The sequence below is a fragment of the Pseudarthrobacter equi genome (assembly GCF_900105535.1).
Classification (GTDB): domain Bacteria; phylum Actinomycetota; class Actinomycetes; order Actinomycetales; family Micrococcaceae; genus Arthrobacter; species Arthrobacter equi.
On record NZ_LT629779.1, the window covers coordinates 915,567 to 929,431 of the forward strand.

The 13,865-nt window shown below is 67.6% G+C and carries 14 protein-coding genes; 7 read left to right on the forward strand and 7 right to left on the reverse strand.

Annotated features, from left to right (window positions below; translation table 11 throughout):
* Nucleotides 1-33 precede the first annotated feature (33 nt).
* From BLT71_RS04130 to BLT71_RS04145, 4 genes are read left to right on the forward strand one after another with little or no spacing between them, the layout of a single operon-like run.
* Nucleotides 34-735: an SDR family oxidoreductase gene (locus BLT71_RS04130; RefSeq protein WP_091717834.1), complete on the forward strand. Its 702-nt coding sequence runs from the start codon at nucleotides 34-36 to the stop codon at nucleotides 733-735.
* Nucleotides 736-776: 41 nt separating this feature from the next.
* The gene (locus BLT71_RS04135; protein WP_091717836.1) at nucleotides 777-2,204 is read left to right on the forward strand and encodes an aldehyde dehydrogenase family protein; all 1,428 of its coding nucleotides are present in this window, start codon (nucleotides 777-779) and stop codon (nucleotides 2,202-2,204) included.
* A complete protein-coding gene (rfaE2, locus tag BLT71_RS04140; RefSeq protein ID WP_091717838.1) occupies nucleotides 2,201-3,760 on the forward strand; it encodes a D-glycero-beta-D-manno-heptose 1-phosphate adenylyltransferase in 1,560 nt (519 codons plus the stop codon). The genes BLT71_RS04135 and rfaE2 overlap by 4 nt, the downstream gene beginning before the upstream one ends.
* A gap of 53 nt (nucleotides 3,761-3,813) precedes the next feature.
* Nucleotides 3,814-4,743, forward strand: a complete 930-nt coding sequence (locus BLT71_RS04145) for a spermidine synthase (protein WP_091717840.1) — start codon at nucleotides 3,814-3,816, stop codon at nucleotides 4,741-4,743.
* Here the strand turns inward: BLT71_RS04145 and BLT71_RS04150 are convergent.
* Nucleotides 4,740-5,636, reverse strand: coding sequence for a LysR family transcriptional regulator (locus BLT71_RS04150; protein ID WP_091717842.1), 897 nt, complete (start codon nucleotides 5,634-5,636; stop codon nucleotides 4,740-4,742). The genes BLT71_RS04145 and BLT71_RS04150 overlap by 4 nt on opposite strands.
* Before the next feature lie 131 nt (nucleotides 5,637-5,767).
* Between BLT71_RS04150 and BLT71_RS04155 the strand changes: the two genes are divergently transcribed.
* Together BLT71_RS04155 and BLT71_RS04160 are read left to right on the forward strand one after the other, a co-directional pair.
* Nucleotides 5,768-7,150, forward strand: coding sequence for an MFS transporter (locus BLT71_RS04155; protein ID WP_091717844.1), 1,383 nt, complete (start codon nucleotides 5,768-5,770; stop codon nucleotides 7,148-7,150).
* Nucleotides 7,151-7,196: 46 nt separating this feature from the next.
* The gene (locus BLT71_RS04160; RefSeq protein ID WP_091717846.1) at nucleotides 7,197-7,946 is read left to right on the forward strand and encodes a 3-hydroxybutyrate dehydrogenase; all 750 of its coding nucleotides are present in this window, start codon (nucleotides 7,197-7,199) and stop codon (nucleotides 7,944-7,946) included.
* 67 nt (nucleotides 7,947-8,013) lie between these two features.
* Here the strand turns inward: BLT71_RS04160 and BLT71_RS04165 are convergent, their stop codons facing one another.
* Together BLT71_RS04165 and BLT71_RS04170 are read right to left on the reverse strand one after the other, a co-directional pair.
* Complete coding sequence (locus BLT71_RS04165) at nucleotides 8,014-8,277, reverse strand: hypothetical protein (RefSeq protein ID WP_091717848.1); 264 nt, start codon at nucleotides 8,275-8,277, stop codon at nucleotides 8,014-8,016.
* Between the two features lie 262 nt (nucleotides 8,278-8,539).
* Nucleotides 8,540-8,917: a winged helix-turn-helix transcriptional regulator gene (locus tag BLT71_RS04170; protein ID WP_091717850.1), complete on the reverse strand. Its 378-nt coding sequence runs from the start codon at nucleotides 8,915-8,917 to the stop codon at nucleotides 8,540-8,542.
* A gap of 140 nt (nucleotides 8,918-9,057) precedes the next feature.
* Here BLT71_RS04170 and BLT71_RS04175 point away from each other — a divergent pair, with 140 nt between their 5' ends.
* Complete coding sequence (locus BLT71_RS04175; RefSeq protein WP_091717851.1) at nucleotides 9,058-9,924, forward strand: SDR family oxidoreductase; 867 nt, start codon at nucleotides 9,058-9,060, stop codon at nucleotides 9,922-9,924.
* 139 nt (nucleotides 9,925-10,063) lie between these two features.
* Here BLT71_RS04175 and BLT71_RS04180 read toward each other — a convergent pair whose 3' ends face one another.
* From BLT71_RS04180 to BLT71_RS04195, 4 genes are all read right to left on the reverse strand, one after another.
* Nucleotides 10,064-10,699 carry a LysE family translocator gene (locus tag BLT71_RS04180; protein ID WP_091717853.1) on the reverse strand — a complete coding sequence of 212 codons (636 nt, stop codon included), beginning with the start codon at nucleotides 10,697-10,699 and terminating at the stop codon, nucleotides 10,064-10,066.
* Between the two features lie 48 nt (nucleotides 10,700-10,747).
* Nucleotides 10,748-12,244 (reverse strand): amino acid permease, encoded by a 1,497-nt coding sequence (locus BLT71_RS04185; RefSeq protein WP_172829901.1) that lies wholly within the window; start codon nucleotides 12,242-12,244, stop codon nucleotides 10,748-10,750.
* Between the two features lie 150 nt (nucleotides 12,245-12,394).
* Nucleotides 12,395-12,985, reverse strand: coding sequence for a DinB family protein (locus tag BLT71_RS04190; RefSeq protein ID WP_091717856.1), 591 nt, complete (start codon nucleotides 12,983-12,985; stop codon nucleotides 12,395-12,397).
* Nucleotides 12,986-13,048: 63 nt separating this feature from the next.
* A complete protein-coding gene (locus tag BLT71_RS04195) occupies nucleotides 13,049-13,768 on the reverse strand; it encodes a class I SAM-dependent methyltransferase (protein ID WP_091717858.1) in 720 nt (239 codons plus the stop codon).
* Between the last annotated feature and the right edge of the window lie 97 nt (nucleotides 13,769-13,865).

Genomic DNA, 13,865 nt, shown 5'->3' on the forward strand with positions numbered 1-13,865 from the left:
CCGACGATTTGATTCCCCATTGAAAGGAACACCATGACTGCAGATGCCAACAACCCCGGACGCGTACTGGTTACCGGAGGCGCCTCCGGACTGGGTGCCGCCGTCGTCGACGCCGTCCTGAAGGCAGGCGGAACGCCCGTGGTCCTGGACCGCGATATCAGCAGCGTGTCCGGCGTCAAGGCGTTCGAAGTGGACGTTGCGGACCGGCTGGCCGTGGAAGCGGCCGTGCGTGAAGCGGCCGAAACGGTGGGCGGCCTGGACGGCGTGGTGACCGCCGCCGGCATCGACCGCTGCGGCAAGCTCGCCGACGTGGACGCCACGGAGTGGGAGAAGGTCATCGGGGTGAACCTGATGGGCACCGTCTCCGTGGTGCGCGCCGCGCTGCCCTACCTGAAGGCCAACCACGGCCGCGTCATCACTGTCGCCTCCACGCTGGGCAAACGCGCCGTGGCCGATGCCACCGCCTACTGCGCCTCCAAATTCGGTGTGGTGGGTTTCAGCCACGCCCTCGCGGCGGAAACCGGAGGCGAGATCGGTGTCACCACCATCATCCCCGGCGGCATGAAGACCCGGTTCTTCGATGACCGCACGGAACAGTACAAGCCGCAGGACGATTCACGCCTGAACGATCCCGCCAACACCGCCCAGGCCATCCTGTTCGCGTTGAACCAGCCCCGTGGCTGCGAAGTCCGCGAAATGCTGATCTGCCACGAGGAAGAAGGGTCCTGGCCCTAAACCGGCCACAGGCCACGTCCGCACACGACGGGAGGAACCCCATGCCCACCACAGCGATCGACACACCAGCAGGCCGGGACACGGCCGAATCCGGCGGCATCACCATCACTGACCCGCGCACCGGCGAGGTCCTTTGGACAGTCCACGAAGCAGGCCCTGAAGCGGTGAACCATGCCGTGGAGGTGGCCCGCAGGGCTGCCCCGGAATGGGCTGCCACCGCGCCCGCGGACCGCGGGGCGGCCCTCAAGGCTGCGGCCCGGGCACTGGACTCCGCCGCGCAGGAGCTGGCCGGGCTCAACGCCAGCGAAACCGGGCGGCCGGTGGAGGAAGCGCTGGCCGGCATCGGAGCGGCCGTTTCCACCCTTGAGCAGTACGCCGAGCTTGCCCCGGTACATCGGGGCCACAGCCTCCGGGGCAACCGGCTCGCCGCCGACTACACCGTGGCCGAGCCGCGCGGGGTCGCGGTCCTCCTGACTCCGTGGAACGACCCCGTGGCAGTGGCCTGCGGCCTGATCGGTGCCGCCCTGGCCACGGGCAACGCCGTCATCCACAAGCCGAGCGAACGCTGCCCGAGGCTGGGCGAGGCGCTCGGAGAGGTCCTGGCGCCGGCCTTCCCGCCCGGAGTGCTCCTCACCGTTTCCGGCGGTGCCGGGGTTGGCGCCCTGCTGTCCCAGGCCGAGGTGGACGTACTGGCGCACGTGGGTTCAAGCGCATCAGGTGCCAGGATTGCCCGTGCGGGCGCCCTGACCGGCGCACACGTGCTGCGCGAAAACGGCGGCAACGATCCGCTCCTGGTGGACCGCGACGTCGACCCCACCTGGGCGGCGGAGCAGGCCGCCATCGGCGCCTTCAGCAACAGCGGCCAGATCTGCACGGCAGTGGAACGGATCTACGTGCACCGGGACATCACGGAACCATTCACCGCGGCGCTCAAGGCGGAGGCCGCGCGCCGCAACGGCAGCGGATCCGTGGCCCCGCTGGTGGACGGGCGGATGCGCGACGAGGTCCACGCGCAGGTCACCGAAGCCCTCGGGGCCGGCGCCATTGCCGTGGAGGGCGGTGACCTGCCGGACGGGCCGGGATCCTTCTACCCGGCCACCGTGCTGGTTGGCTGCACCGCACAGATGCAGGTGATGACTGAGGAAACCTTCGGCCCGGTTGCCCCGGTGCAGGTGGTGGACTCGTTCCACGACGGCCTGCGGCTCGCGTGCAGCGGCAAGTACGGCCTCGCGGCCACCGTCCTGAGCAGCAACATCGCCCACATCCAGCAGGCCGTGGCGGCGCTGCCGGTGGGCACGGTCAAGGTCAACGCTGTATTCGGCGGAGCCCCGGGCGGCGCAGCGCAGCCCCGCGGCGACAGCGGAGCCGGGTTCGGCTACGGGCCCGAACTGCTGGACGAATTCAGCCAGGTCAAGGTGGTCCACATCTCCGCGCCGCCCGCGCCCGCTGCCGAACAGGCCCGGCCATGAGCCTGCACCCGGACACTGCCGACCTTTCCACCCAGCGGGCGCTCGCCGAATGGCTGCCCGGACGCTTGGCGGCAGAACAGCCGAGCGTGCTGGTGATCGGTGACCTCATGCTGGACGGCTGGTGGAGCGGCACCATCGAGCGGCTCTGCAGGGAAGCTCCGGCGCCGGTGGTGGACATCGCCGTCCGGGACTCTTTTCCGGGCGGTGCGGCAAACACCGCCATGAACCTGGCCGCCCTGGGCGCCCGGGTCTCCGTTGCCGGCATCATCGGCACGGACGACGCCGGTGCGGACCTGCGCCGCCAGCTCGAGACGGCGGGCATCGACGTCCGGCACCTGCACTCGCACCCGGACATGGTGACCACCACCAAGATCCGGATCAGCAGCGGCGGCCAGGTGATGCTCCGCATCGACGACGCCGCCCGGACCGTGCCCGCCGAAGCGCTCGCCGAGCTGGCCTCCTCGGTGCGCGCCGCCGTCGAACGCCAGGATGCCGTGCTGGTGTGCGACTACGGCAACGGCGTGCTCGCGGACCCCGTGCAGGAAAGCCTGGTGGCAGCCCTGGCCAATGCCGGGACTGCCGGGAATGCCGGTAAACGCCGCCCGCTGGTGGTGGTCGATTCCCATGACCCGCGGCCCTGGGCGCCGCTGCGGCCGGACCTGGTCACGCCCAACGCGCAGGAGGCCGCACGGCTCCTCGATGTCCGGCTCCCCGCCGGGCCGGACCGGGCGGACACTGTCACGGGGCAGGCACCGGCGCTGCTGGCAGCCACCGGCGCCGCAGCGGTGGTGGTCACCCTGGACCGGGACGGCACCGTGCTCATCAGGCCCGACGGCGCCACCCACCGCACATGGGCACGCCCGGCTGCCGAGAAGCAGGCCTCCGGGGCGGGCGATACGTTCGTGGCGGCGCTGACCCTGGCGCGCTCTGCCGGGTTGCCGCTGACGGCCAGCCTGGACCTCGCCCAGTCGGCCGCCGACGTGGTGGTGCACCAGCCCGGGACCTCGGTATGCAGCACCAGCCAGCTCAGCCGGTACCTGGCAGCCTTCGCGGACACCGCCCTGGGAGCTGACGAGCTGCAACAGCAACTGGACCTGCACCGGTCCGAGGGGCAGCGCATCGTGCTGACCAACGGCTGCTTCGACGTCCTGCACAGCGGCCACACCCGCTACCTGAACCAGGCCAAACAGCTGGGCGATGTCCTGGTGGTGGCGCTGAACAGCGATGACTCCGTCAGCCGCCTCAAAGGGCCGGGGCGGCCCATCAACGCCGTCGCGGACCGCGCGGCTGTGGTGGCGGCCCTGAGCTGCGTGGACTACGTGACTGTTTTTGACACCCCCACCGCCGAACCGCTGATCCGGCAGCTCCGCCCCGACGTCTATGCCAAGGGCGGTGACTACACGCCGGAAATGCTGGCGGAGACGCCGGCAGTTGAGGAGTCAGGCGGCCGGGTGGCCATCCTGGACTACGTGGCCGAGCGTTCCACCACCGCCGTGGTCAACCGCATCCGCGGCGGCCAGGGAGCTGCAACGGCACTCCAGGGCTCGGGGGAGTAGCCCCGCCGCAGTTCCACTAGGGTTGGATCCATGACTGAGGCGGGGCACGGGTAATGGCGAAACGCGGAAAGTCGGGTGGCCGCGGGCGTGCTGCGGCCGGCGTCGTGGAAAGCCCGGGTCCCGGGTCCAAAGGTCCGGTGGAAGGCGTCTACTACGTTGATACCGGTGACTGCGAGCTGATCGCGGACCAGGACAACTCCACCGGCTGGCTCCTGAAAATCAACGGTGTCATGAGCTCGCACATCGACCTCGCGGACCCGCTGTTCCTCGACTTTGAATACATGCGGTGGATCGCCGCGCTCATCGAATCCCGCTGGCCGCCGTCGGACGCTTCGTCCACCCGGGGCGGGGCCGCCGATAACCCGGGGAAGCTGCGCGGCCTCCACCTCGGCGGCGGAGCCTGCTCCCTCGCCAGGTACTTCGCTGCTGCCTACCCCGACGCGCGGCAGGTGGTGGTGGAACTTGACGGCAAGCTCGCCGAGTACGTCCGCGGCTGGTTCGACCTGCCCAAGGCGCCGCTGCTCAGGATCCGGGTGGGGGAGGCCCGGGAGGTCACCGAAACCCTCACCGCGGACACCCGCGACTTCATCATCCGGGACGTCTTCGCCGGCGCTTTAACGCCGCGGCCACTGACCACCGCCGAGTTCAACCAGCATGTCCGCCGGGTCCTTGCCCCGGGCGGCGTGTACGTGGTGAACTCCGGGGACGCCCCGGACCTGAAGAGTGCCCGCGAGGACGCCGCCACGATCGCCGCTTCCTTCGAACACACCCTGATCATCGCCGATCCCGCCATGCTCAAGGGGCGGCGCTACGGAAACATGGTGATGGCCGGCAGCGACGTCCCCTTCGGTGACGATCCCAAACTGGCCCGCAGGCTGCTGGGCGGAGCGGTACCGGCGCACATCTGGGACGACGCCCAGGTCCGCGCCTTCGCGGCCGGCATCCCGGTGCGCCACGACGCCCCGGCACCTCCGGAGGATTAGCCCCGGCCCAGCAGCTTCTCCCGGTGCATCGTCACCTGTTCGCGCAGGGCCTGGACCACGGCGGCAACAGCCGGGCGGCGCATCGAATCGGGCCGCAGGACCATCCAGTAGGGGAGCAGTTCGGCGATCTGGTCCGGGAGCAGCCGGACCAGGTCATCGTGCAGGTCGCCCATGAAGCAGGGAAGGAAGCCGATGCCCGCGCCGGCACGGGTCGCTTCAACGTGGACGAAGACGTTGGTGGACGTGAGCCCGTCCCGCATGGCCGGAACCAGGCGCCGCGGGGCGTCCAGGAGGTCCACCTGCAGCATGGAATCCACGAAGTAGACCAGCGGATGCCCGTTGAGGTCAGCCACGGTGCCAGGTGTGCCGTGCTCCGCCAGGTATGCGCGCGAGGCATACATCCCCAGCACGTACTCGCCCAGCCGGACCGCCTCCGCGCGGTGCACCTGCGGCTCACCCACCACCACTTCGATATCCAGGCCGGAGCGCTGCTGCAGCGCGCGCCGGGTCATGGTGACGACCTCCACGCTCAGCCCCGGGTGGGCGCGCCGGAGCCGGGCCACCGCGGGTGCGGCAATGTAGGCGCTGAAACCGTCCGTCGCGGTCATGCGTACGACGCCGGTAATGGGGTCGGGTGCGCGGCCGCCGGGTCCCAGCGTGGCCAGGACCTCCTCCACCTGCTCGGCCACGCGCACCGCCCGCTCGCCCAGTTCGGTCAGCTCCCAGCCGCCCGCCGCCCGCGCCAGGACGCGTCCGCCGAGCGACTTCTCCAGTGCGGCGATCCTGCGTGAAACGGTGGTGTGGTTCAAGCCCAAGGCCTGCGCCGCCGTCGTGAATTTCGCCGAACGTGACACCTCAAGGAGGACCAAAAGATCATCGGGGTTGGCATTCATATCTGCAATTGTGCACACAGCGGGTGCCTCTTTGGTCATTGAAGGCGCAAGATTGTGCAGCAATACTCAGGGTAGTCACTTGTGCTGGAGATCACAGCACGTGTCAACGTGGACACTAAAGGAGAAAACCAGTGAGCGTAGGAGAACGCCCGGCCAACCAGGGCGCCGGGACCCCCACAAAGGGTGGAGGACTAAAGAAGATCGTGGCCGCCTCCATGGTGGGCACCGTGGTGGAGTGGTATGAGTTTTTCCTCTATGCCACGGCCGCCACCCTGGTCTTCGGCAAGTACTTCTTCCCCTCCACCGGCAACGAGCTGGACGGCATCATCCAGGCCTTCATCACGTACGCGGTGGGATTCGTGGCCCGTCCGCTGGGCGGCATTGTCTTTGGCCAGATCGGCGACCGGCTGGGCCGCAAGCCCACCCTGCAGCTGACCATCGTGATCATCGGCGTCTCGACGTTCCTGATGGGATGCCTCCCAGGCTTCGCCGACATCGGCTACCTGGCACCGGCCCTGCTGGTGTTCCTGCGCTTTATCCAGGGCTTTGCCCTCGGTGGTGAATGGGGCGGCGCGGTCCTCCTCGTGGCCGAACACAGCCCCAACAAGACCCGCGCCTTCTGGTCGAGCTGGCCCCAGGCGGCGGTGCCGGTGGGCAATCTGCTGGCCACGCTGGTCCTGTACATCATGTCCTCCACCCTCAGCAGCGAAGCCTTCCTCGGCTGGGGCTGGCGCGTGGCATTCTGGCTCTCCGCCGTGATCGTGTTCGTGGGCTACTATATCCGCCGGCACGTCTCCGAAGCCCCCATCTTCCTCGAAGCCAAGGAGCTCGTGGAGAAGGAGAAAGCCGTCAGCTACGGCGTGGGCGAGGTCATCCGGAAGTACCCCAAAGGCATCCTGCAGGCCATGGGCCTCCGCTTCGCCGAGAACATCATGTACTACCTGGTGGTCAGCTTCGCCATCGTGTACCTGAAAAGCGTCCACAAGTACGACACCTCGTCCCTGCTGCTGGCGCTGCTCATCGCGCACGTCATCCACTTCCTGGTGATCCCGCAGGTGGGCCGCCTGGTGGACCGCTGGGGCCGCAAGCCCGTCTACCTGGTGGGTGCCATCACCGGCGCCACCTGGCCGTTCTTCGCCTTCCCGATGTTCGATACCCGCAACGCCGTGGTCATCGTGCTCGCCGTGACCATCGGCCTGTGCCTGCACGCCTTCATGTACGCCGGCCAGCCCGCCATCATGGCCGAGCTGTTCCCCACCCGGATGCGGTACGCCGGCGTCTCGCTCGGATCCCAGGTGACGTCCATCTTCGCCGGCTCGCTGGCGCCGCTGCTGGCCACCCAGTGGCTCAAGGACACCGGTTCCTGGCTCCCCACAGCCATTTACCTGGTGGTTGCCTGCGCCATCACCGCGTTCTCCGTGCTGAGCCTGCGCGAAACCAAGGGGATTGCGCTGCAGGACGTGGACAAGGCCGACGCCGCCCGCGAGGGCCTGCTCAACGCCTCCGCGCGCTGAGCTGCCACGGCCCCACGACAGTCAGTGCGTACGAAGGGATTTTGAGATGGAACACGAACTGAATGGCCGGAAGGCCCTGGTCACCGGCGGTGCCGGCGGCATCGGCGCGGCCTGTGTCCGGGAACTTGCGGCCCGCGGGGCGAAAGTGGTGGTGGCCGACGTCGACGCGGCAGCGGCTGCCGCCCTCGCCGACGAAGTGGGAGGCACGTCCTGGGCCGTGGATCTGCTGGACGTGGACTCGCTCGCCACCCTGAGCCTGGACTGCGACATCCTGGTCAACAACGCCGGAATCCAGCGGATCAGCCCCATCGAGGAGTTCGATCCGGTGCAGTTCCGCCGGATCCTGGCCCTGATGCTGGAGGCGCCGTTCCTGCTCATCCGGGCCGCGCTGCCGCACATGTACGCCAACAAGTTCGGCCGCATCATCAACCTGTCCTCGGTGCACGGGCTCCGCGCCTCCCCGTTCAAGAGCGCGTACGTATCCGCCAAGCACGGCCTCGAGGGGCTGAGCAAGGTGACTGCGCTTGAGGGCGGGGAACACGGTGTCACATCCAACTGCGTCAACCCCGGCTACGTCCGGACGCCGCTGGTGGAAAAGCAGATCGCGGACCAGGCGGCCGTTCACGGCATCCCCGAATCCGAAGTGCTGGCCAAGGTGATGCTCACGGAGGCGGCCGTTAAACGCCTGGTGGAGCCGGAGGAAGTGGCGTCCCTGGTGGCATGGCTGGCCTCCGACCATGCCGGCATGGTGACCGGTGCCAGCTACACCATGGACGGCGGCTGGTCTGCCAAGTAGGGCTTTCCTTGCCCACGGATCCGTGCGCGAACCCCTGAATGCCAGGCTGGGCTGGCCGCTCCGGCGGTCAGTCCAGCCTCCGCAGTTGCCGGTGGTCGTAGAAGAAGAGCCCGCGGACGGTTTTGACGCCAACGGTGGTTCCCTCCTGCGTTACCACCGTCCCTTCGTGCCTGCCGTTGAAGGGGTCGTCCCCCAGCACGGCATCCCCGATCCGGTAGGGGCTGCGGGGGCGCAGTGCCTCAACCGCCCTGCCCCATCCCAGCGCCACCGCCGAGCCAAGGCTGATGGGACGGCCCATGCCGGACAGGTCCTGGACATCACTCGTATCCATGCGTACCAACTCCCAGGCGGCAGCCTGCCGCTCAGTCGCGGTGCCTGGTGCCGGAACGCTCCCCAGCAGAGGATGGTCCTCGTAATCCCGGCATGCACCTTACGCCAAAGCTATGCGCTAATCACACCAGTCACACCAGTAACAGGTACTCAGGTTTGAAAGCATCACTACCCGGAGGAGGACACGGGAAGGTCACGGAGCCTGGCGGCCCACGGGAGCCGGTTTGTTGGGGCTGCCTGGCAGCCCATGCCGGGGCCTTACCTCAGGCCCTGCCGTTGATGATTTCCTCGGCATTATCGAAGGTCCACGCCACCAGGGGCACCAGCAATGCGCTGAGTTCGTAGCCTTTTTCCGTCAGGCTGTAGTCCACCCGCGGCGGGATGACGGGCTGTGCGTCCCGGCTCACCAGGCCGTCCCGTTCCAGGGTTTTCAGGGTCTGCGCCAGCATCTTCTCACTGATGCCCTCCGCCCTGCGCCGCAGTTCGCTCCACCGTTGCGATCCCTCGGAGAGGGCAATGAGGATCAGGACGCCCCATTTACTGGTGACGTGGTCCAGGAGCGTGCGGCTGGGGCATCCGGCCGGGAACACGCCGTCGGAAAAACTGAGCGGAAGGGGAGCGGGCTGGAGGGTTGCGTCCATGGCACCAGCTTACCGCTGGGTTGGTACCTTACCAGTAGGTAAGTACCTTACTTAAAAGTGCGTACTCTCTTTCGGGAAGCAATCCCATCAGGGCGTGGTTGTGACCTTTGACAGAGCAAACATCCCGAAAGGATCCACCCATGAGCATCGTCGTTACCGGAGCCACCGGACACCTGGGCCGCCACGTCCTCGAAGCACTGCTGGAGCGCAACGTTCCCGCCGGTGACATCGTGGCCGCCGGGCGCTCCGTGGACAAGCTGGCAGATTTCGCAGCCAAGGGCGTCAGCGTCGTGTCCGTCGATTACTCGGACGCCGCCTCCGTGGCAACTGCCCTCAAGGGTGCCACCCGCGTCCTGCTGATCTCCGGCAGTGAAGTGGGCCAGCGGGTGGAGCAGCACCGCACCGTCATCGAGGCGGCCAAGGCCGAGGGCGGCGTGGAACTTCTCGCCTACACCAGCATCGCCAACGCGGACACCACCGGCATGAAGCTGGCGGACGAGCACAAGGCAACGGAGGAACTCCTGCGTGAATCAGGCGTTCCGTTCGTCCTGCTGCGCAACGGCTGGTACCTGGAGAACTACACGGAGCAGCTGCCCGGGACTCTCGCGCAGGGTGCCATTGCCGGCAGCGCGGGTGACGGCAAGGTCAGCGGTGCGTCGCGGCAGGATTACGCGCAGGCGGCCGCAGCCGTGCTGGTGGCCGACGGCCAGGCCGGCAAGGTGTACGAGCTTGGCGGCGACCACGCCTTCAGCATGGCCGACCTCGCCGCGGAAATCACCGCGGCCACGGGCACGGACATCAGCTACAACAACATGCCCAGTGACGATTACGCAGGCCTCCTGGCCCAGGTGGGTGTTCCGCAGGCATTCGCGGAGATCCTGGCAGACTCGGACCTGGGCATCGCCCGGGGCGATCTCCTGGTCAGCACCGGCGATCTGCAGAAGCTGATCGGACGCCCTACGACGTCCCTCGCCGAGGCGGTCCGGTCCGCCACGGCTTCGGCCTAGCCAACGCAAACGGTGCCCGGTCCCTTTCGAGGGGCCGGGCACCGTTGTTTTTCCGGTCAGCCGTGCTGCTGTGCTTCTGTGCTTCCCTGCGGGGCCGGCCGGCCGGCCCCGCAGCCAAGCTTCCGGCCGCGGGCGAGTCCTAGGATTTGCTGCCCGTCAGGGCCAGCGTCCCGCCAAGGCCGATCATCAGCGCGCCGCCTGTTGCCTTGACGGTGGAAACCCGGCGCGGCGACCTGGCGAACCATTCCCGGACGGTTCCGGCGGCAACGGCCCACAGGCTGTCGGAAACCACTGCAATGACGAGGAACACCGCGCCGAGGATCCCCAGCTGCAGGGGAATCGATCCCGAGGGATAGTCGACGAACTGCGGGAGTACCGCCACGAAGAACACCACGGACTTCGGATTGGTGGCACCCACCACCGCCCCTTCAGCCACCAGCCGCCGCGGGCGTGTGGCGGTTGGGCGGCCTTCGGAACTGGCGGGGACCTTCCGATGCCTGATGGCCTGGACGCCCAGGTAGATAAGGTAGGCAGCCCCCGCGAATTTCACTGCGCTGAAGAGCAGCACCGACTGAGCCACCAGCACCCCAACCCCCAGCGCCACCGCAGCCACCTGCAGCAGCTGGCCGCAGGCATTGCCCAGCACTGTCAGGACGCCGCCCTTCCAGCCCAGGGCCAGGGACCGGCCGATGACGAACAGTACGCTGGGGCCGGGGACGGCGATCAGCACCGCCGAGGCCAGTGCAAACGCCAGGAGGCTGGGGGCAGGAACCATGCCTGATCTTAGCCCCGGAAGGAGCCCACTGACGCTGCTTTGCCGCTCTCAGTCTGCCTGGGTGCGCCCGGCCGGCTCCACCACCGGCAGCGGTGACGTTTCGTCCTCAAGCTGGGCCCGCCGTCGTCCGTCACCCTTGACCCACAGGCGGTAGCCGAGGACCAGCAGTCCCAGCCACGCTGCGCCGACGTACAGGGCGATCCGGGTGTCCTCGAAGGCGCCCAGCACCACGATGACCAGTGCCATGAAGGCGATGGTCAGCACCGATGCCGCCGGCCACCACGGCGAGGGGAACTCCGACGCCGGGAGTCCGCCGTGCTTGATTTCCCGCTTCATTGCCACATGGGAAGCGAGGATCATGACCCAAACCCAGACGGTGGCGAACGTGGCAATCGAGGCGATGACCAGGAAGACGTCCTCGGGGATGACGGCGTTCAGGACCACGCCCACCAGGAGGATCGCGGTCATCATCACTACCGTCATCCACGGAACTCCGTGCCGGGAGACCTTGCCGAAGGCAGCGGGTGCATGGCCCTGCTGCGAGAGCCCGAAGAGGATGCGTCCGGCACCGAAGATGTCGCTGTTGATTGCCGAAAGCGCTGCCGTGATGACCACGGCGTTCAGGATGTGCGGGGCGGCCGGGATGCCCAGCCCGCTGAAGATCTGGACGAAGGGGCTGCCGTTGCTTCCCACCTCGTTCCAGGGGAAAAGGCTCATGAGCACGCCGAGGGTGAGGACGTAGAACAGCAGCACGCGGACCGGAACGGTGTTGACGGCCTTGGGGATGACCTTCTTGGGCTCGGCTGCTTCGCCTGCGGTGATGCCGAGGGTTTCGATGCCGCCGAAGGCGAACATCACCACGGCAAAGGATGCCAGGAGCCCGCCGAACCCGTTGGGGAACAGGCCGCCGTGCTCAACGAGGTTGCCCAGGCCCGGGGCCACGCCGGAGCCGCCGGCCTGGAAACCGAAGGCGATGATGGCGGCGCCGCCGGCGATCATCGCAACGATGGCTGCCACCTTGATCAGCGAGAACCAGAACTCGAGTTCGCCGAAGACTTTGACGCTGAGGAGGTTCAGGGCGGCCAGGAAGCAGATGATGGCCAGGATCCAGATCCAGCGGTCTACCTGCGGAAACCAGAAGCCCATGTAGATGCTGAAGGCCGTGACGTCGGCGATGGCCACGATCGCCATCTCGAACACGTAGGTCCAGCCGGTCACGAAGCCGGCCAGCGGGCCAAGGTAGCGGCTGGCGTACTGGCCGAAGGAGCCGGATACCGGGTGCCGCACGGCCATTTCGCCCAGTGCCCGCATCACCATGAAGACTGCGGCGCCGCCGATGATGTAGGCCAGCAGGACGGCGGGGCCCGCCTTCTGGATGGCGGAAGCGGAGCCGTAGAAGAGGCCGGTGCCGATGGCCGAACCGAGGGCCATGAACCGGATGTGGCGGACGTTCAGCCCGCGGTTCAGGACGCTTCCGACGGCGGCTGCCGGGGTCTGCTGTCCGGCGCGGCTTTCGTTCCGGGTTGGGGATGGTGCTTGTTGCATACACTTACCTTCTCGTCTTTGGGAGGGGAGCCGCTAACCAGCAGACCACTTCCGGGGACGCCGTGATGAGCCTCACGCAGGCTTGGTGTCTTTGATCTCAGACTGTCCGGGCGGCCCTGTTGGTTGGGCCCGGCGCCGGCTGTGTGTCGGTTACCCTCGCCCTTCAGTCGATGCTGTCCGCGCTGCACTTTCGATGGCGGCGCGGTGGCTGGCCCATTCCTCCGGGGTCCGGGACGTCAGGTTGGGATCGCCGGGACGCTGGCCTGCCGTCCCGTCGATCAGTTCGCGAAGGATGTCGGCGTGGCCCAGGTGGTGCGCCCGCTCGGCAACCATGTGCACCAGGATCTGGTGCAGCGTGACCTGGCTTCGCTCCTCCGGCCACCATGGCACCGACCCCACTGCATCCAGCGGCAGGGCTTCGATGGTGGCATCGCTGTGCTCGCCGGCGAACCGGTGCAGCTCGAGGATGTCCGCGAGGGACTCGTCGGCGGCTGCCCACATGTCCGCATCGGGAAGGGCGTCGGCGTCCAGCCAGGGCAGGTGCCGCCCGCTGGGCCGGCCGAAGACCACGCCAAAATAGTCGAGCTCCACGCTGGCCACGTGCTTAACCAGGCCCAGCAGGTTGGTGCCGGTGGGTGTCAGCGGCCGGCGGGCGTCGTACTCGCTCAGCCCATCAAGCTTGCCGAGCAGATTGTCGCGCCGGACGCGAAGGTACCGGTGCAGTGTCTCTTTCTCATCCATGCAACGCACCCTACCCACATGGTCCGCCTATCGGTTCCGTGTCAGCGCGCCATCACGTCCGGGTCACACAGCGCGGCAGACGAAAACCATGATGGGCGCGTCATCCGTGAAGGGCGTACGCACCCAGTCGCCGTAGGTTGCCTCCACGGCGAAGCCCGCTTCGACAAGGTCATCGGCCATGGAGTTGCGGTCGCGGAATGCCAGTAGCTGCGTGTCGTGGACGCGTTCACCGGTGGCGGCAAACGTGGTGGACGCCTGAAGCTTCACGACTCCCGGTTCCGGTGCGGAGACAGTCCTCCGCTCGATCAATGGCCCGTGCAGGCTGTCCCGTCGTTTGTCCACAAATGCCCAGTTGTCCCAGGCACGCGCCGCCGGATTCCGGCTTTCGAAGGCCAGTGTTCCGCCAGTTGCCATGGCCAGACGGAGGTCGTGAAGTGTCCGGGACCAGTCATCGCCCGGAATGGCCTGGACAACATTTCCGGTCATGATGGCGAAGTCGTAGCCCGTCCCGGGGATGCTCCTGCTGTCGCCCACCACCCAGTCGACGTGTGCAGCGCCCGGCCGGTTGCGGGCGAAGCCGATCATCGCTGTTGACGGGTCAACTCCCACCACAGTGCGTTCTGCCGAGGCAAGGGTGACAGTGAGGATGCCTGTGCCGCACCCCAGATCCACCACGTTCCGGGCAGACACTTCGCTGGCCAGGCCGCGGTAGAAATCATGGTCCGGCCCGTCAGGATTGTCTTGGTCATATAAATCCACGAGCCGCGGGTGGTAGTCGGTCATGCTGGCCAGCCTAGGCCACGCAATATCCGGCCTGCGGATCCCGCTTGTCCGGAATACCAGACAGTCGGCTTCTGAACGGCCACTTTGCTGCCCCGAT